We start from the raw sequence: 16,897 nt of genomic DNA, 5'->3' as shown, positions 1-16,897 counted from the left end.
CCTGTGTACCGTCCTCCCGTGCGCTGACCGGTGATCACTCAACTACCGTTCTACGCGCGAAGATTCACCGCACACAGACAGATCCACTGCCGCACCCGCACCCCTGTTCACTCCACCCCCACTCATGGAATCCCCCCACTCCACGGAGGTTCACCGGATGCTCAAGCTTGGCAAGTTCACGTCACGCCGCAGGTTCACCACCGCCCTCACCGTGCTCGGCATGGTGGCCACAGGCGCCGCCGTACAAGCCGCCACCGTCACCCCCGCCCACGCGGCCACCACCCACCGTGTCCTGTTCGACGACGGCCACGCCGAAGAGGCCGGGAACGCGGACTGGATCATCTCCACCAGCAAGCCCGACCCGCTCGCCCAGGACTCCTCCCCCTCCTCCGACAAGGACTGGACCGGCGCGCTCTCCTCGTGGGGTATCGCGCTGCAAAAGACCGGTGACTACAGCCTCAAGACGGCGACCAGCGCGCTCACTTACGGCGGCTCCTCGGCCACCGATCTCTCCAAGTTCGACACGCTCGTGCTGCCCGAGCCGAACATCAAGTTCACGACCGCCGAGAAGACCGCGATCATGACGTTCGTCAAGAACGGCGGCGGGCTGTTCATGATCTCCGACCACACCGGTTCGGACCGCAACAACGACGGCTACGACGCGGTCCAGATCCTCAACGACCTGATGACCAACAACACCGTCGACTCGACCGACCCGTTCGGCCTCTCCATCGACTCGCTGAACATCACCTCCGGCTACCCGGCCGCGATCACCGACAGCAGCAACCCCGTCCTGCACGGCTCCTTCGGCACGGTCACCAAGAGCCTCATCGCCAACGGCACGACGGCCACGATCAAGCCCGCCGACAACTCCGCCGCCAAGGGCCTGCTCTACCGCTCCGGTTACTCCGGCAACACCGGCGCCTTCTTCGCCACGAGCACCTTCGGCAGCGGCAAGGTCGCGTTCTGGGGCGACAGTTCACCGATCGACGACGGCACCGGCCAGTCCGGCAACACCCTCTACGACGGCTGGAACGACACCGGCGCCACCAACGCCGCCCTCGCCCTCAACGCCACGGAATGGCTCTCCTCGTAAGCCGTAAGCCGTAGGGCCACTGAGGCTGACATGCAGCCGCGCGTTAGCCTCAGTGGCGATATCCGATCAGCCCCGTTCGTCGGTTCCAGGAGGCACGTCATGGCCAAGATCCCCAGCATTCCCAGCTCCGTGATCGCGGCGAGCGGGCTTGTCGGTGGCTACGGCGTGGCCCGCTGGACCCGGAAGCGCCAGCTAGGCGGAGTCGTCCTCGCCGCAGCCGGGGCCACCGCCGCCAACCAGTGGCGCCAGCAGGCCGGCGGCAAGGCGGCCGGCGCACTCACCGTCACCTACATCGCCGCCTTCGCCGGATCCCACCCCTTGGCCAAGAAGGTCGGCGCCTGGCCCGCGGTCTTCGGTGTCGCCGGCGCCGTAGCCCTCGCGTCCTGGGCGGTAGCCGACCGGAAGGCGTGACGGCCGTCAGCCGCGTACGGCGCGAAGGCGTCGTGTCGGGGGGTGTCCGCCCGCAGCGGTCGGCGCTCAGCACCGCCGCACTCTCAAGAAACCTTGCCGCGCCGATCCGAGGACGGACACCCCCCGGCGCGGCGCCGCCCCCCAACGCACCGCAGGCGAACCACGACGCTCCCGCGCCCGACGACGCCTCAGCCCCGATGTCCCAGCACGTTCACCACGCGCCCACCCGGATCCCGCACGAAGAACCGCCGCACTCCCCACTCCTCGTCCCGCAGCTCCCGCACGACCTCCGCACCGGACGCCACCACCTCGGCCCACACCGCGTCCACGTCCTCGACCTCCACACTCAGGTCGGGAACGACAGGCGCGGTGCGTTCCTCCGTGAGGAAGCTGATCTGGGCGGTGGGATTCGAAGGAGACGCCAGGGTCATGACCCACCCCTGGTTCATGACCTCCTCGAAGCCCAGCAGGCCGTAGAAGTCGGCGTTCGTGCTCATCGAGTCCTTGTCGTCCTCCGCCACTTGGAAGTCGGGGACGATCCTGCGGATGGTCATGGGGTACGGCTCCTCACGATCGATGCCCGGCGGCACACAACAGGCCGTCGTTCGAGTCTTCCTCACGCGGCCGGAACCAGCGTCCCACCCCGGCCACGACCAGCGTGCCCGCCGCGATCACCAGCGTCGCGGACGCCCACGCCAGCGGCCGTTCCGCCTCGAACGACACGTACATCAGCACGGCCGGCCCCACCGCCACCACCAGCAACGGCCAGGCCAGATCGTCCCGGTGCCCGAAGTAGCCCGCCAGGACCACCAGGATCACCGCGAGCACCGCACCGGCCCCACCGTGCGCCCCGTCCGACGCCGGGACCGCCCCCGACGGAACGCAGAGGGCGTACGCCGCCGTAGCGAGGACGGCGCCGAGTGTGCGGGTCAGCCAGCGTTCCGGCCAGGGGCGCGTGCGCAGGGGGCTCAGCAACTTCTCGGTCATACGCACGAGATTCGCCCGTGGGGCCGGACACCAACAGAGTACGAGTACTCAGATACCGAAGCTCAAGACGTCGACGGCGCCGCAGCCCCCGCCCCGGGGCCCGCCCCGGGACCCGCCCCCACCCCATCCACCGCGGTCAACGGCTTGGCCACATCCTCCAACGACCGCCCCTCCGCCCGAACAGCCAACACCGCCGCCACCAGCCCGGCCACACACATCAACGCGGCCCCGATCTGGAACGCGAGCACCGTGTCCCCGACCTTCCCCGTGTTCGTGAGATCCGCGAACAGCAGCGGCCCACTGATCCCGCCTGCCGCCGTACCCAGCGCGTAGAAGAAGGCGATCGACATCGCCCGGGTCTCCATGGGGAAGATCTCCGAGACCGTCAGATAGGCGCTGGACGCACCCGCGGAAGCGAAGAACAGCACCGCACACCAGCAGGCCGTCAGCGTCGTCGCGCTCAGCGACCCCCGGTCGAACAGCCAGGCCGTGCCGAACAGCAGCAGCCCCGAGAGCAGATACGTCGACGAGATCATCACCCGGCGCCCGACCGTGTCGAAGAGCTTGCCGAGCAGCAGCGGCCCGAGGAAGTTGCCGACCGCGATGACCGCGAAGTAGTAACCGGTGTTGCCCGTAGGCACGTCGAAGAACTTCGTGAGGATCGCGCCGAAGCCGAAGGTGATCGCGTTGTAGAGGAACGCCTGCCCGATGAAGAGGGAGAAGCCGAGCGTGGCGCGCTTGGGGTAGTCGTGGAAGATCGTGCGGGCGATCTCCGCGAAGGAGACGCTCTTGCGCTGGTGGATGGTGATCTCGCCCTCGGCGGGCGGCAGTTCGTGCCCCTGTTCGGCCTCGATGCGGCGCTCGATCGACGTGACGACCTCGTCCGCCTCCCGGTCCCGGCCGTGGATGAGCAGCCAGCGTGGACTCTCCGGCACATGGCGTCGTACGAGAAGGATGACGAGAGCCAGCACGGCGCCCAGCGCGAAGGTCAGCCGCCACCCCACGTCCGCCGCGAAGATGTTGGTGTTCAGCGCGACGATCGACAACAACGACCCTCCCACCGCGCCCACCCAGAAACTGCCGTTGATGATCAGGTCCACGCGCCCCCGGCAGTACGCCGGGATCAGCTCGTCGATCGCGGAGTTGATCGCCGCGTACTCGCCGCCGATGCCGAAGCCGGTGAGGAAGCGGAACGTGAAGAACCACCAGGTCGAGAAGGAGGCCGCGGTGAGGGCGGTCGCCGCGAGGTACACGATCAGCGTGATCATGAAGAGCTTTTTACGGCCGTAGCGGTCGGTGAGGTGGCCCCAGAACAGGGCACCCACGCACGCACCCGCCACATACAGCGCCGCCGCGATACCGGTGACCTGCCCGGAGCTGATCGGCAGACCGCTGCCGGGCTCGGAGAGGCGGCCCGCGATGTTGCCGACGACCGTGACCTCCAGGCCGTCGAGGATCCACACGGTGCCGAGGCCGATGACGATCGTCCAGTGCCAGCGGGACCACGGGAGGCGGTCCAGGCGGGAGGGGATGGACGAGGTGATCGTCCTGCCTCCGCCGCCCCCTGGCGGGGTTTCGGCACTCGCACTCGCACTGGCCATCGGGTTCCTCCTCGTCGAGCGAACCCCCTCCGGGTGCCCCCGGAAATCGACCCTTACACCCGCATCTACACCCCCGCCAGCCGGGTCACCGTGTAGATCAACAAGCCCACCAGCGATCCCACCACCGTGCCATTGATCCGGATGAACTGCAGGTCGCGGCCGATGTTCGCCTCGATCTTCCGGGTGGTGTGCTCGGCGTCCCAGCCGGCCACGGTGTCGGTGATCAGGGAGGTGATCTCCTTGCGGTAGGTCGTCACGACGTACACCGCCGCGCCCTCGACCCAGCCGTCGACCTTCGCCTGGAGCTTCGGTTCCACGGCCATCCGCGCGCCCAGCGACAGCAGCGAGGCCCGCACCCGCAGCCGCAGCTCACTGCGCTCGTCCTCGGCGGCCGACACGATCATCGAGCGGACGGACGTCCAGGCGCTGGCGATCAGGTCCTGGACCTCGCCGCGGCCGAGGACCTCGCCCTTGAGACGCTCCACGCGCGCGCGGGTCTCCGTGTCGGACTGGAGGTCGGCGGCGAAGTCGCCGAGGAAGCGGTCCAGGGCGCCGCGGGCCGGGTGGGAGGGCATGTCGCGCATCTCGGTGACGAAGCGGAGCAGCTCCTTGTAGACGCGCTCGCCGATGCGCTTGTCGACGAATCTCGGGGTCCAGCCGGGGGCGCCGCCCTCGACGGCGTCCATGACCTGGTCGTCGTGCAGGACCAGCCAGTCGTGCGCGCGGGCGACGATCAGGTCGACGACCCGCTTGTGGCCGCCGTCGGCGACGATCCGCTCCAGGGTCTTGCCGATGCCCGGGGCGATCTCCTGGGCGTCGGCGCGGCGGGTGATCGCCTCACCGACGATCGCCTGGACGTCCGAGTCCCGCAGGACCGTGAGAGCGCCCCGGAGGGCTGCCGACAGCTCGGCCGTGACGCGGTCCGCGTGGTCGGGGTCGGCGAGCCAGGTGCCGAGGCGGCTGCCGATGCCGACCGCGCGCAGCCGCTGTCGTACGACCTCCTCGGAGAGGAAGTTCTCGCCGACGAACTCGCCGAGGGAGACGCCCAGTTGGTCCTTCTTGGTGGGGATGATCGCGGTGTGCGGGATGGGCAGGCCCAGCGGGTGGCGGAAGAGGGCCGTGACCGCGAACCAGTCGGCCATCGCGCCGACCATGCCGGCCTCGGCCGCCGCCGCGACATAGCCCGCCCAGGGTCCAGCGCCCGAGTGCGACGCCCATTTCGCCAGGACGTAGACGACGGCCACGAAGAGCAGCAGTGCCAGCGCGGTCAGCTTCATGCGGCGGACGCCGCGCTGTCTCTCCTGGTCGGCGGCGCTGAACGTGGTCATCGTGCGGCGGGACCCGTCCTTCTCGGTGGCCGACCCCAGCCCCGCCTCCGCCCCCGCTTCTGTCCGGTCCATCCGCTCCACCCGTTCGCCCGTACCGTACACATTGTCCCTTCCTGTCCGACTCCCGGAACTGGACAGGAGTTCCCGTTGTCACCCGATCGGGCAAAATGGCAGGGTCCTGCCATTCACCCGAGGAGCTCAGTACCGCGTGACCAAGCGTCGTGGTTATGCCCTGCTGTCCGCGATCATCACCCTGATCGCGGTCCTTTCCGCCTGCATATACCTCGGGGCCGCCGCGGGCGACGGAACCCGCGACGACGGGAAGAGCTCCCCGGGCTCGCGCTCCGGCGGCTCCGCGGCCCCCGCCTCGGCCGGCACCTGGGTGGGTGCCTGGGCCGCCGCCCCCGTGGCCGGTGAGACCGGCACGGAGAACACCGGTACGGCGGGCCGCTCGGTGCGCAACATCGTCCACACCAGCGCGGGCGGCGCGGGCGCCCGGATCACCCTGTCCAACCTCTACGGCCGTACCCCGCTCGGCGTCACCCACGCCTCGATCGCCCTCGCCGCCGCCCACAACAGCTCCGCCGCGGCCCCGGGCACCATGCGGCGGCTGACCTTCGGCGGCGCGACCTCGGTCACCATCCCGGCCGGGCAGCAGACACTCAGCGACGCCGTCCGCCTCCAAGTCCCCTCGGGCGCCGACCTGTTGGTCACCACCTACTCCCCCACCGCGGCGGGGCCGGTCACCTACCACCCGTACGCACGGCAGATCTCCTATCTCGCCGCCGGGGACCACGCCGAGGACGCGACCGGCGCGCCGTACCGTGAACGCACGGCGATCTGGCGGTACCTGACGTCGGTGGACGTGCTGAGCGACCAGGCGAACGGCACGGTCGTCGCGTTCGGCGACTCGATAACCGACGGGTCCACCTCGACCGAGAGCGCCAACCGCCGCTGGCCGGACGCCTTTTCGCGGCGGCTGCGCGCGGCCGTCGCCGCCGGGCAGGACGTGCCCCGCTACAGCGTCGTCAACGAGGGCATCAGCGGCAACCGGGTCCTCGTGAGCCTCGACGGCCGGCCCGCCGCCAACCAGAGCGGCCTCACCCGCTTCACCCGTGATGTGCTGGGCCGCCCGAACGTCAAGGTCGTCGTCGTCGACCTCGGCATCAACGACGTCCTGCACGACGCCCCCGCCGACCGGATCGTCACCGGCCTGCGCACCCTGGTCGGCCAGGCCCACGCCCGCGGCATCAAGGTCGTCGGCGCCACCCTGACACCCTTCGGCGGCTACTTCCGCAGCACGGCGGCCCGCAACGCGGTCCGCCAGCAGGTCAACGCGGCGATCAGGAGCGGCACGGTCTACGACGCCGTCGTCGACTTCGACAAGGCGCTGCGCGACCCGTACGACCCGCGCAGATACGCCTCGGAGTACGACTCGGGCGACCATCTCCACCCCGGCGACCGGGGGTACCGGAAGATGGCGGCCACGATCGACCTCGCGGACCTCAGGGGCGCGGTGCCCGCCCAGCTGTAGCCCGGGCCCCTCGCGGAAAAACCTCAGTCCCAGTCCCGGTGCCTGCGCTCACGCCGGTCCCGGTGCCGCTCGCGCCGCTCCTCGTGCCGCTCCCTGCGCTCCTCGTGGCGGCGGCGGATCGCGTCGCGGTGCTCCTCCATCGCCTCGCGGTGGGCGTCGTGCAGGCCGGACAGGGCGTCGCGGTGGGAGCCGTAGAGCTCCCTGGCGGAGGAGCCGCGGTCCAGTTTCTGCTGGCGGCGCTCCTCCTTGAGGCGCTGCCGCTCGGCCCGGGTCACCTTGCGTTCGATGCCGACACCGCCCCAGAAGGCGAAGCCGGTCACGATCACGCGCGGCGCGCCCGGATCGCCCGGCACGCCCTCCTCGCTGTGGTCGAAGGCGCCCATGATGCCGATGCCGCGGACGACGACCTCGACGCCGGGCGGCACGACGACCTGCGCTCCGCCCATGATCGCGATGCAGTTGATCTCGACCTCGCGGTCCGCGAAGTTCGCCTCGCGCAGGTCGATCTCGCCGCCGCCGAAGAAGGAGAAGCAGGTGAAGCGCTTCGGGACAGTCCACCGCCCCTTGCGCTGGAACCCGGACAGGATGGCCACCGCGCCGGTCGACGAGCCCTCGCCGCCGACGATCCGCCCGGCCCAACTCCCGCCGTCCACCGGCTCCTTGACCATGTTCACCCGCGGCGGGGCGACCCCGGGGGCGGGCAGGTCCTGGGTGATGGGGGTGAGTTCGCCGTACGTCCGCGCCTTGTAGGTCGCCTCCAGTCGCTCCTCGAACTCCTCCATGTCGAGGCGGCCTTCCGCGACGGCGTCGCGCAGCACCTCGGCGACTCGCTCACGGTCGGCGTCGGATGCGCGGAGCTCCGGGACTGCGTCGTCGGTCATACGGAGCAGCCTACGAGCTGACTCCGCGCAGGGCCATGAGGGAAAGCGAGCCCGCCGCCCCCCGTCCTACGACACCGCTTTCTCGGCCTGCTCCGACGGGGGTTTGGGGGTGCCCCCCATTGAGTACAGCATCTTCGCGATGACCGCCTCGATGTCCGGCTCCCGCACCGACAGGTCGACCATCGGGTACTCGGCCGCGATCCGCGCGACCAGCGGAGCCGCCGACTCCGACGCGGGGAACGCCAGCCACTGCCGCGGGCCCTCCACCTTCACGACCCGCGCGTCCGGCACCTCGATGGGCGGCAACTCCCGCTCCAGGTCCACCACAAGGGTCCGCTCGCTCTCCCCCGCCTCGTGCAGCCCGGCGAGGGGGCCGTCGTACATCAGGCGGCCGTGGTCGATGACCATGACGCGGGAGCACAGCTGCTCGATGTCCTGGAGGTCATGGGTGGTGAGCAGGACCGTGGTGCCCTGCTCGGCGTTCAAGTCCCGCAGGAACTCACGGACCTTGGCCTTGGAGATGACGTCCAGGCCGATGGTCGGCTCGTCGAGGTAGAGCACCTCGGGGTCGTGCAGCAGAGCCGCCGCGATGTCACCGCGCATCCGCTGGCCGAGGGAGAGTTGGCGTACGGGGACGTCCAACAGGGCGCCCAGTTCGAGGAGTTCGACACAGCGGTCGAGGTTCTCGGCGTAACGGGCGTCCGGGATGCGGTACATGCGGTGCATCAGCTTGTACGAGTCGATCAGCGGGAGGTCCCACCACAGGGTGGTCCGCTGGCCGAAGACCACGCCGATGCGGTGCGCGAGCCGGGTGCGCTCGCGGGACGGGTCGATGCCGGCGACCCGCAGCCGGCCCCCGCTCGGGGTGAGGATGCCGGTGAGCATCTTGATGGTGGTCGACTTCCCGGCGCCGTTCGGACCGATGTAGCCGACCATCTCGCCGCGTGCCACGGCGAAGGAGATGGAGTCGACGGCCCGCACCTGCCGCCGCTCCCGTTTCATGAACCCGGTCTTCTTGCGCACGTCGAAGACCTTCTCGACGCGGTCGAGGTGAATGAAATGCTCGTCCACGATCCTCAACTCCCGGTGCTTCGGTACGACTTGAGCCCGGCCCGCCAGGCGAGACCGGCCAGCGCACAGCAGGCGAACGCGACCAGCGGCGACGCGAAGGCCGCGCCCGCCGGCAGGTCCAGCGGATACGGCCGCCCCAACACGTAGGAGGCGGGCACCCAGTTGACGAAAGCGAGCGGCAGCATGAAGGTCACGCCCCGCACGAAGTCCTTGCCGAACACGGCCGGCGGATACGACAGCAGGGTGTTGCCGCCGTAGGTGAACGCGTTCTGCACCTCGGCCGCGTCCTGCGCCAGGATCTGGAAGGCCGCGCCCGCCACGAACAGCGCCCCGAAGATCGCCGCCCCGCAGAGCAGCATCACCGGCACCAACAACACCCTCTCGACAGTCCAGTCGACGTCGATGTGGAGAAGCGCGTACCCGAGGACCAGGGTGCCCTGGGTGATCCGGCCCAGACGGCGCAGCGCGAAACGGTCGGCGCCGATCTGGGCCAGCACCGGCGCGGGGCGTACCAGGAGGGTGTCGAAGGAGCCGTCGCGGATGCGGGCGCCGAGGACGTCCATCGAGCCGAGGACCAGATCGGAGAGGCCGAACGCGGTCGACGACAGGCCGTACAGGAAGGCGACTTCGGGCAGCGACCAGCCGCCGAGCGAGCCGACCTGGGAGAACATCAGCAGGATGGTGACGAAGTCGAGGCCGGTCACCAGCAGGTTGCCGACGACGGTGATGACGAAGGACGTGCGATAGGCCATGCTCGACCGGATCCACATCCCGGCGATGAGGCCGTAGGCCCGCAACCCCTCGCGCCAGCGCGGCAGTTCACCCGTCCGGTGCTCACTCGCGCGGATCGTCTCAGCCACCCTGCACCACCACTCTCCGCGTCGCCGCCGACTGCATCAGCCGCCCCGCCGCGAGCAGCACCACCGCCCAGGTCGCCTGGAACGCGTACGCGTGGAGCGGGTCGGTCTTTCCCATCAGCACGTCCGCGGGCATCTGGAGCTGCGCCGCCCAGGGCAGCGCCTGCACGAACGTGCCGAGGCCGCCGGGGAAGGCGTTCAGCGGGAGCACCATGCCCGAGCAGAAGATCCCCAGGATCATCATGGCCTGGTTGACGCCGGTGCCGTCCAGCAGCCAGAACACGCTCAGCGCCGCGAGATAGCGGATGCCGAAGCTGACGGCCATCGCGAGCAGCAGCGCCACCAGGAGGGCCAGCCAGGACCTCACGTCCGTGGGAAGTGCCATCGGGAAGAACAGCGCGCCGAACGCGAACGGGATCACGCCCCGGCCGATCAGCTGGAACAGGGCCCGGCCGAAGTCGCTTGCCAGCCACCAGAGTTGGAGATCGGCCGGCCGGTACAGGTCGACGGCGATGTCGCCCGTGCGGATGCGGTCCATCAGGTCCTTCTCGAACCCGCCGCCCTGGATCGCCAGCGTCGCGTACAGACACTGCCCGAGCCACACGTAGGTGACGGCCTGTGCCTGGTCGTAGCCACCGAGATGCGGGCGCTCGTCCCACAGCGCCAGGTACGTGTAGACGAGGACGACACCGAAGACGGTGTTGGTGAAGACCCCGGCGAGCGTCGCCGCCCGGTAGGTCGCGTACCGCCTGAAACCCCCCGCCGCGACGGCCGCGTACAACCGCCCAGCGCCCACAGAAACCACCCTCCGTCCCCTCTTGACACCGAAGCGCAGGAGCCTAGTGCGCAGGTGGTGACGCACGCCACGCATTTTCCGGGCAAGTGCGTGCCGATGGGAGGGAACGGAACGCATGGTGCGAGAGTCTTCGTCTGGGGGCGCAGAAGCGCACAAGGCCGTACAGGAACGTACGAGGCCGTACGGGACCGTACGACGCGAAACAGGAGTCCGTGCACGACATGAGCGACCAGCCGCAGCCGCAGCAGCCGAACCAGGGCTGGGCACCGAGAGAGCCGGAAGCGGCCGCCACCCCCGAGGCCCCCGCGGCGCCCGGCGGTGAGAAGCCGAAGAAGGCCAAGCGGCCCAAGCGCACCGGGTGGCGCCGGGCCGTCCCGACCTGGCGGATGACGCTCGGCGGGGTCGTCGTGCTCGTCGCGCTGCTGATCGGCGCGTTCTACCTCGGCTACTCGCTGGTCAAGATCCCGCCGGCCAACGCGCTCGCCATGAAGCAGTCCAACGTGTACCTCTACGCAGACGGCTCCCAGCTCGCCCGCGACGGCGAGGTCAACCGCGAGAACGTGGGCCTCGCCCAGGTCTCCAAGAACGCCCAGCACGCCGTACTCGCCGCCGAGGACCGGGACTTCTACACCGAGTCCGCCGTCGACCCCAAGGCGATGGTCCGCGCCGCGTGGAACACCGCGACCGGCAAGGGCACCCAGTCCGGCTCGACGATCACCCAGCAGTACGTCAAGAACTACTACCTGGGCCAGGAACAGACCGTCACCCGAAAGGTGAAGGAGTTCTTCATCTCGATCAAGCTGGACCGCGAGGAGTCCAAGGACGAGATCCTGGAGGGCTACCTCAACACCAGCTACTTCGGCCGCAACGCCTACGGCATCCAGGCCGCAGCCCAGGCCTACTACGGCAAGGACGCCGCCGACCTCGACGCGGGCCGCGGCGCCTACCTCGCCGCGCTGCTGAACGCGCCGAGCGAGTACGACGTCGTCGCGCATCCGGAGAACAAGGCCGCGGCGCTGGCCCGTTGGAACTACGTCCTCGACGGCATGGTCAAGAAGGGCTGGCTCACCCAGGCCGAGCGCACCGGCATGAAGTTCCCCATGCCGAAGGAGGCCACGGCCTCAACGAGCATGTCCGGACAGCGTGGTTACATCGTCGGCGCGATCAAGGACTACCTCACCACCAACAAGATCATCGACGCGGACACCCTCGAAGCGGGCGGCTACCGCATCACGACGACCCTGCAGAAGAGCAAGCAGGACGCCTTCGTCAAGTCCGTCGACGACCAACTCATGTCGAAGCTCGACAAGAAGAGCCGCAAGGTCGACAACTACGTACGCGCGGGCGGCGCTTCGGTCGACCCCAAGACCGGCAGGATCGTCGCGATGTACGGCGGCATCGACTACGTGAAGCAGTACACGAACGGCGCGACCCGCGGCGACTTCCAGGTCGGCTCCACCTTCAAGCCGTTCGTCCTCACCTCCGCGATCCAGAACGACTCGCAGACCCAGGACGGCCAGACCATCACGCCCAACACCTACTACGACGGCACCAACAAGCGCCCCGTGGAAGGCTGGAACGGCGGCTCGTACGCCCCGGAGAACGAGGACGAGGTCTCCTACGGCGACATCACCGTCCGCACCGCGACCGACAAGTCCGTCAACTCGGTGTACGCGCAGATGGCGGTCGACGTGGGCCCCACGAAGGTCAAGCAGACCGCCGTCGGCCTCGGCATCCCGTCCGACACCCCCGACCTGACCGCCACCCCGTCGATCGCGCTCGGCCCGTCCACCGCGAGCGTCCTCGACATGGCGGAGGCCTACGCCACCATCGCCAACCACGGTGAGCGGCACACGTACACGATGATCTCGAAGATCACCAAGGACGGCACGGACGAGATCAAGCTGCCGGCGAACAAGACGACCCGCGCGGTGAGCCGCGAGGCCGCCGACACCACCACCTCGGTCCTGCAGAGCGTCGTCGACAACGGCACCGCCACCGCCGCCCAGGGCGCCGACCGCCCCGCCGCCGGCAAGACCGGCACGGCCGAGGAGGACACGGCGGCCTGGTTCGCGGGCTACACTCCCGACCTCGCCACCGTCGTCTCCGTCATGGGCCAGGACCCCACCACCGCCGCCCACAAGTCGCTCTACGGCGCGATGGGCCTCGAACGCGTCAACGGCGGCGGGGCGCCCGCCGAGATCTGGGCCCAGTTCACCAAGTCCGCCCTCAAGGGCACCGAGGCGAGCGACTTCGACCTCCAGCTCCAGGACGGCGCCGAGACCGTCGCACCCCCGAGCCAGCAGCCCAGCTCGCCGGCGACCACCGGCGACCAGAACAACGGCGGCACGACCACCACCGGCGGCCAGGGCGACCAGGGCCAGACCCAGGGCCAGACCGACGGCGGTACGACGACCACCGGCGGCGACACCACCACGACCGGCGGCACCACCGGCACCACCACCGACGGCACCACCGGCACGGGCGGCACCGCCACCGACGGCGGCACCACGACCACCGGCGGCACGACGGGCACGACCACGGACGGCGGGACCACCGCGACCGGCGGCACGACGGGCACCACGACGGACGGCGGGACGACCGGGGACACCACGGGCGGCACGACGACGGCCGGGCCACAGAGCACCACCGGCCGGAAAAAGGAGTAAGCGCGGGTCTCCGGTCTCAGTGACCGGAGGTCGCCTTCAGCCCCACCACGGCGACCAGCAGCAGACACACGAAGAAGATCCGGGCGGCGGTGGCAGGCTCCCCCAGCACCACCATGCCGAGCACCGCCGCCCCCGCCGCACCGATCCCGACCCACACGCCGTAGGCGGTACCGATGGGGAGCGACTTCGCGGCATACGACAGCAGCAGCATGCTGGCGACGATCCCGGCGCCGGTGAACACGCTGGGGACGAGCCGGGTGAACCCGTCGGTGTACTTCATCCCGATCGACCAGCCGACTTCGAGCAGACCGGCGACGACAAGCAGAACCCAGGCCATGAGAGGCACCTCCGAGGCACGTGTGTGACTGACGGCAGTGCGTCGTCTTTGCGTGTCTCCCGGTACGGCGCGTCTCGTCGGGCTGCTTCCCAACGTAGCAAAGGAACGGCAAAAGGGGCTGGTGACGATGGTCACCAGCCCCTTCGACGCTCGCTTCCTACAGGTACAGCCCGGTCGAGTCCTCGGACCCCTCGAACCGGTCCGCGGCCACCGCGTGCAGATCCCGCTCCCGCATCAGGACGTAGGCCACCCCGCGCACCTCGACCTCCGCACGGTCCTCCGGGTCGTACAACACCCGGTCACCGGGCTCCACCGTCCGCACGTTCTGCCCTACGGCGACCACGTCGGCCCAGGCCAGCCGGCGCCCCACCGCCGCCGTCGCGGGAATCAGGATCCCGCCACCCGAACGCCGCTCGCCCTCGCTCTTGTCCTGACGCACCAGCACACGGTCGTGCAGCATCCGGATGGGCAGCTTGTCGTTCTGGGTGCTCTGCTCGTCTCTCTTGGCGCTCACGCCCACGAACCTACCTGTCCAAGGCCCGTCCGTACGCGGCCGGGTGGCCCCGGAACCGGCCCCGTCCCGCCGCCGCGTCAGCGCCTGCGACGCCGGGAGCCGAGGACGAACAGGCCGACGACACCGACGGCGACCAGCGCGACCGGGACGATCCGCTCGATCCGCGGGGCGCCCTCCTCGTCCACGAACTGGCCCCTGACATCGCTCACGACGCGGTTGACACCGACGTACGCCCTGCCGAGGGTGTGGTCGATGTTCGACGCGACCTTGGCCTTCGCGTCGCCCACGATCGTCTTCGGGTGCACCCGCACCCCGATCTCGTCGAGCGTGTCGGCCAGGACATCGCGGCGGCGCTTGATGTCCGCCTCGATCTGCGCCGGCGTTCTGGTGTCCGGCGTGTTCGACGTGTCCGTCACCGTACGGCCTCCGAAGTCTGCTGGTACTTGTGCCGCACAGTCTGTCAGCTCTCGGGCGGAGTGCACTGTCAGCACCCCCGGTTACGCTAGCGCGATGAGTGAACGACTCCAGCCCGGGGACGTTGCCCCCGCCTTCACGCTGCCCGACGCCGACGGCCACGAGGTGTCCCTCGCCGACCACAAGGGCCGCAAGGTCATCGTCTACTTCTACCCGGCGGCCCTGACCCCCGGCTGCACCAAGCAGGCCTGCGACTTCACGGACAACCTGGAGCTGCTGACGGGCGCCGGCTACGACGTCATCGGCATCTCCCCCGACAAGCCGGAGAAGCTCGCCAAGTTCCGCGAGAAGGAGAACCTCAAGGTCACCCTCCTCGCGGACCCCGACAAGAAGGTCCTCGACGCGTACGCGGCCTTCGGCGAGAAGAAGAACTACGGCAAGACGTACATGGGCGTGATCCGCTCCACGGTCATCGTCGACGAGGCCGGCAAGGTCGAGCACGCGCTGTACAACGTGCGGGCGACGGGTCACGTGGCAAAGATCATCAAGGACCTGGGCATCTGAGACGCCGGGCCGCTAGCGCTCCACCGCCCCGCCGTACCTGAACGAGATCCACACATCGGGAGGCAGGCCGACCCGCCCGGGCACCGGCCTGCGCTCCTCGCCCCACGCCCCCGGAGCCAGCTCCTCACCCACCCGCCGCCAGAACGCCACGGCCCCCGGATTGACGTCCTGGAACGCGACCTCCCAGTCCCCCGGATACCGCGCGACGACATCCCGCACGGCCCGCATCCCGACCCCACCCCGCCGGGCACCCCGCACGACGAAGAAACTGTTGAGAATCCGGGTGGGCCCTCCGATCCCCCGCACGAACGCGAACCCGACGGGATGCACACCACTCAGGAAGAGATACGGCGCCCAGTCACCGGCTTCCCGGGAGCCCCCTGCTCCCCCGGCCTCCCCGGAATCCCCGAACGCCGCGGCCACCCGCTCACTGCGGAACGTCCCGTCCGGGTGGGGCAGTTGAGACACCCCGCCGTTCCTGAACTCCGACAAGTCCCACGAAAAAGGTCATGAAAAAAACCTCCCGGGCGGACAAGGGTCCGTGCCTGGAAGGCTTTGGCGGGTTGGAGCATATCAACTGCCTTGCGGCGCGCGGGCGTGACTGTCCGACAAGCGGTTCGTTACTCCGTACGAGGCCACGAACGTGTGGTCGACAACGGAGAGGTGACATGCGTGTACGGCAAGGAACAGCTCGCCCCGATCGTCGCGCAGGCCCGCAACTGGGCCGATCTGATGAGGCGGCTCGGGTTGAAGGCAAGTGGAGGACAACGGCGTGTCCTCCAGGAGAAGGTGGCGGGGCACGGGCTCGACACGAGCCACTTCGTCAAGCGCAGCCCGTGGAGCAGATACCCGGACTCGGCCATCGCCGAAGCCGCCGCCTCGTCCTCCTCGCTGAGGGAGGTGGCGCTGAAGCTCGGTGCCGCTCCTGCCACCGGGACGCTGTCGCACATTCGGCGTCGCATTCACTCGGCCGGCATCGACGTCAGCCACTTTCCCGGCATCGGCAGATCCGAACTGGACCTGCCCTTCACCACTGAGGAACTCAAGGCGGCTGCCGAAACGGCGACCAGTGTGCGCGGCGTGGCTCGCGCCCTGGGGGTCCCGGACGACAGCCGCTCGCGTGCGACCCTGCACCGCATGCTGCGCGCCCAGTGCATCGGCATGGAGCACTTCTCCCATCAGCGCATATCGCTTCCCGAGGGCAGGCTCCGCGACCTCGTCCGACAGTCCACGAGCTATGCGGACGTCCTGCGCGGTCTCGGCCTGGACGTCAACGACACCAATCACCGGCGTGTCCGGCGCGCGGCGGCTCGCCTCGGCCTGGACACGAGCCACTTCAAGCGCAGGTCATGGGCGCGGCCGGAACCCCCCGCCCCCAAGCCCCTCGCTCACCGCGTCCTGGTCGTCCTGCCCTCTCACGCGGGACGGACCAACAGGTCCCAGCTGCACCGGGCCCTGACCGAGATCGGGGTGCCGTACGCGTGCGAAACCTGCGGCAACGCGGGTGAGTGGCTGGGGCGCCCGATCACCTTGCAGATCGACCATGTCAACGGAGACTGGCGCGACAACCGCCGGGAGAACCTGCGGTACCTCTGCCCCAACTGTCATGCGTTGACGGAGACCTGGTGCCGCCAGAAGCAGAGGGCGCCCCTCGTCGCACCACTTGGTCTGCCCTTAGACTGAACGCCACGGTCGAGCGTGATGACCGTTTTGGGCGGCCGTGATGGAATTGGCAGTCATGCTGGGTTTAGGTCCCAGTGGGTTAACGCCCGTGTGGGTTCGAATCCCACCGGCCGCACCGACCACGTCGTCGAAGGCCCGGCTCGCGTGTTCCGTG

17 protein-coding genes, 1 tRNA gene, 1 pseudogene and 1 riboswitch are annotated in these 16,897 nt (G+C 69.5%); of the genes and pseudogenes, 7 read left to right on the top strand and 12 right to left on the bottom strand.

What is annotated here, in order from left to right; all coding sequences use genetic code 11:
- Positions 1-124: 124 nt before the first annotated feature.
- Both OHT77_RS27975 and OHT77_RS27970 read left to right on the top strand, forming a co-directional pair.
- Positions 125-1,090 (top strand): annotated as a pseudogene (locus tag OHT77_RS27975) (hydrolase); the annotation flags it as partial.
- A 114-nt stretch (positions 1,091-1,204) separates the two neighbouring features.
- Positions 1,205-1,507 carry a hypothetical protein gene (locus tag OHT77_RS27970; RefSeq protein WP_443048219.1) on the top strand — a complete coding sequence of 101 codons (303 nt, stop codon included), beginning with the start codon at positions 1,205-1,207 and terminating at the stop codon, positions 1,505-1,507.
- Between the two features lie 188 nt (positions 1,508-1,695).
- Here OHT77_RS27970 and OHT77_RS27965 read toward each other — a convergent pair whose 3' ends face one another.
- The 4 genes from OHT77_RS27965 to OHT77_RS27950 all read right to left on the bottom strand — a co-directional run bounded on the left by OHT77_RS27965 (position 1,696) and on the right by OHT77_RS27950 (position 5,525).
- On the bottom strand, positions 1,696-2,061 hold the full coding sequence (locus OHT77_RS27965; RefSeq protein ID WP_328831171.1) for a VOC family protein: 366 nt from the start codon (positions 2,059-2,061) through the stop codon (positions 1,696-1,698).
- Positions 2,062-2,074: 13 nt separating this feature from the next.
- Entirely contained in the window at positions 2,075-2,494 is a 420-nt protein-coding gene (locus OHT77_RS27960) for a hypothetical protein (RefSeq protein ID WP_328831170.1), read from the bottom strand.
- Between the two features lie 62 nt (positions 2,495-2,556).
- Positions 2,557-4,095: an MFS transporter gene (locus OHT77_RS27955; protein WP_328831168.1), complete on the bottom strand. Its 1,539-nt coding sequence runs from the start codon at positions 4,093-4,095 to the stop codon at positions 2,557-2,559.
- Positions 4,096-4,160: 65 nt separating this feature from the next.
- Positions 4,161-5,525 carry a DUF445 domain-containing protein gene (locus OHT77_RS27950; protein ID WP_328831167.1) on the bottom strand — a complete coding sequence of 455 codons (1,365 nt, stop codon included), beginning with the start codon at positions 5,523-5,525 and terminating at the stop codon, positions 4,161-4,163.
- Between the two features lie 106 nt (positions 5,526-5,631).
- On the opposite strand from OHT77_RS27950, the gene OHT77_RS27945 reads away from it, so the two are divergent.
- Positions 5,632-6,957: an SGNH/GDSL hydrolase family protein gene (locus tag OHT77_RS27945; protein WP_328831166.1), complete on the top strand. Its 1,326-nt coding sequence runs from the start codon at positions 5,632-5,634 to the stop codon at positions 6,955-6,957.
- Between the two features lie 23 nt (positions 6,958-6,980).
- On the opposite strand, the gene OHT77_RS27940 is transcribed toward OHT77_RS27945, so the two are convergent.
- From OHT77_RS27940 to OHT77_RS27925, 4 genes are all read right to left on the bottom strand, one after another.
- Positions 6,981-7,838 (bottom strand): DUF1707 SHOCT-like domain-containing protein, encoded by an 858-nt coding sequence (locus OHT77_RS27940; protein WP_328831165.1) that lies wholly within the window; start codon positions 7,836-7,838, stop codon positions 6,981-6,983.
- A gap of 66 nt (positions 7,839-7,904) precedes the next feature.
- Positions 7,905-8,912, bottom strand: a complete 1,008-nt coding sequence (locus OHT77_RS27935) for an ABC transporter ATP-binding protein (RefSeq protein ID WP_328834362.1) — start codon at positions 8,910-8,912, stop codon at positions 7,905-7,907.
- A gap of 2 nt (positions 8,913-8,914) precedes the next feature.
- Positions 8,915-9,679, bottom strand: a complete 765-nt coding sequence (locus OHT77_RS27930; RefSeq protein WP_328834361.1) for an ABC transporter permease — start codon at positions 9,677-9,679, stop codon at positions 8,915-8,917.
- 82 nt (positions 9,680-9,761) lie between these two features.
- The gene (locus OHT77_RS27925) at positions 9,762-10,562 is read right to left on the bottom strand and encodes an ABC transporter permease (protein WP_328834360.1); all 801 of its coding nucleotides are present in this window, start codon (positions 10,560-10,562) and stop codon (positions 9,762-9,764) included.
- A gap of 221 nt (positions 10,563-10,783) precedes the next feature.
- Between OHT77_RS27925 and OHT77_RS27920 the strand changes: the two genes are divergently transcribed.
- A complete protein-coding gene (locus tag OHT77_RS27920; RefSeq protein ID WP_328831164.1) occupies positions 10,784-13,231 on the top strand; it encodes a transglycosylase domain-containing protein in 2,448 nt (815 codons plus the stop codon).
- Positions 13,232-13,247: 16 nt separating this feature from the next.
- Here the strand turns inward: OHT77_RS27920 and sugE are convergent, their stop codons facing one another.
- From sugE to OHT77_RS27905, 3 genes are all read right to left on the bottom strand, one after another.
- Positions 13,248-13,568 (bottom strand): quaternary ammonium compound efflux SMR transporter SugE, encoded by a 321-nt coding sequence (gene sugE, locus OHT77_RS27915; RefSeq protein WP_033286057.1) that lies wholly within the window; start codon positions 13,566-13,568, stop codon positions 13,248-13,250.
- 36 nt (positions 13,569-13,604) lie between these two features.
- Positions 13,605-13,672: riboswitch (guanidine-III (ykkC-III) riboswitch) on the bottom strand.
- Between the two features lie 53 nt (positions 13,673-13,725).
- Positions 13,726-14,082, bottom strand: a complete 357-nt coding sequence (locus tag OHT77_RS27910; RefSeq protein ID WP_328831163.1) for a GroES family chaperonin — start codon at positions 14,080-14,082, stop codon at positions 13,726-13,728.
- 77 nt (positions 14,083-14,159) lie between these two features.
- Positions 14,160-14,498: a DUF3618 domain-containing protein gene (locus OHT77_RS27905; RefSeq protein WP_328831162.1), complete on the bottom strand. Its 339-nt coding sequence runs from the start codon at positions 14,496-14,498 to the stop codon at positions 14,160-14,162.
- Positions 14,499-14,592: 94 nt separating this feature from the next.
- Here OHT77_RS27905 and bcp point away from each other — a divergent pair, with 94 nt between their 5' ends.
- The gene (gene bcp / locus OHT77_RS27900; RefSeq protein WP_266769116.1) at positions 14,593-15,060 is read left to right on the top strand and encodes a thioredoxin-dependent thiol peroxidase; all 468 of its coding nucleotides are present in this window, start codon (positions 14,593-14,595) and stop codon (positions 15,058-15,060) included.
- A gap of 12 nt (positions 15,061-15,072) precedes the next feature.
- On the opposite strand, the gene OHT77_RS27895 is transcribed toward bcp, so the two are convergent.
- On the bottom strand, positions 15,073-15,552 hold the full coding sequence (locus OHT77_RS27895) for a GNAT family N-acetyltransferase (RefSeq protein WP_443048138.1): 480 nt from the start codon (positions 15,550-15,552) through the stop codon (positions 15,073-15,075).
- 180 nt (positions 15,553-15,732) lie between these two features.
- Here OHT77_RS27895 and OHT77_RS27890 point away from each other — a divergent pair, with 180 nt between their 5' ends.
- Positions 15,733-16,743: an HNH endonuclease gene (locus OHT77_RS27890; RefSeq protein WP_328831160.1), complete on the top strand. Its 1,011-nt coding sequence runs from the start codon at positions 15,733-15,735 to the stop codon at positions 16,741-16,743.
- A 31-nt stretch (positions 16,744-16,774) separates the two neighbouring features.
- Positions 16,775-16,858, top strand: a tRNA-Leu gene (locus OHT77_RS27885).
- The last annotated feature ends 39 nt before the right edge of the window (positions 16,859-16,897 follow it).

Source organism: Streptomyces sp. NBC_00252, from assembly GCF_036187565.1.
Lineage (GTDB): Bacteria > Actinomycetota > Actinomycetes > Streptomycetales > Streptomycetaceae > Streptomyces.
The sequence above is the reverse complement of the archived record's forward strand: the minus strand, read 5'-3'. Positions and strand labels throughout refer to the sequence as shown.

What these genes read in the sequence shown, in the direction of transcription:
- OHT77_RS27965 (WP_328831171.1), bottom strand. Translation starts at nt 2,061, where the DNA reads ATGACCATCCGCAGGATCGTCCCCGACTTCCAAGTGGCGGAGGACGAC.
- OHT77_RS27960 (WP_328831170.1), bottom strand. Translation starts at nt 2,494, where the DNA reads ATGACCGAGAAGTTGCTGAGCCCCCTGCGCACGCGCCCCTGGCCGGAA.
- OHT77_RS27955 (WP_328831168.1), bottom strand. Translation starts at nt 4,095, where the DNA reads ATGGCCAGTGCGAGTGCGAGTGCCGAAACCCCGCCAGGGGGCGGCGGA.
- OHT77_RS27940 (WP_328831165.1), bottom strand. Translation starts at nt 7,838, where the DNA reads ATGACCGACGACGCAGTCCCGGAGCTCCGCGCATCCGACGCCGACCGT.
- OHT77_RS27930 (WP_328834361.1), bottom strand. Translation starts at nt 9,679, where the DNA reads ATGTGGATCCGGTCGAGCATGGCCTATCGCACGTCCTTCGTCATCACC.
- OHT77_RS27920 (WP_328831164.1), top strand. Translation starts at nt 10,784, where the DNA reads ATGAGCGACCAGCCGCAGCCGCAGCAGCCGAACCAGGGCTGGGCACCG.
- sugE (WP_033286057.1), bottom strand. Translation starts at nt 13,568, where the DNA reads ATGGCCTGGGTTCTGCTTGTCGTCGCCGGTCTGCTCGAAGTCGGCTGG.
- bcp (WP_266769116.1), top strand. Translation starts at nt 14,593, where the DNA reads ATGAGTGAACGACTCCAGCCCGGGGACGTTGCCCCCGCCTTCACGCTG.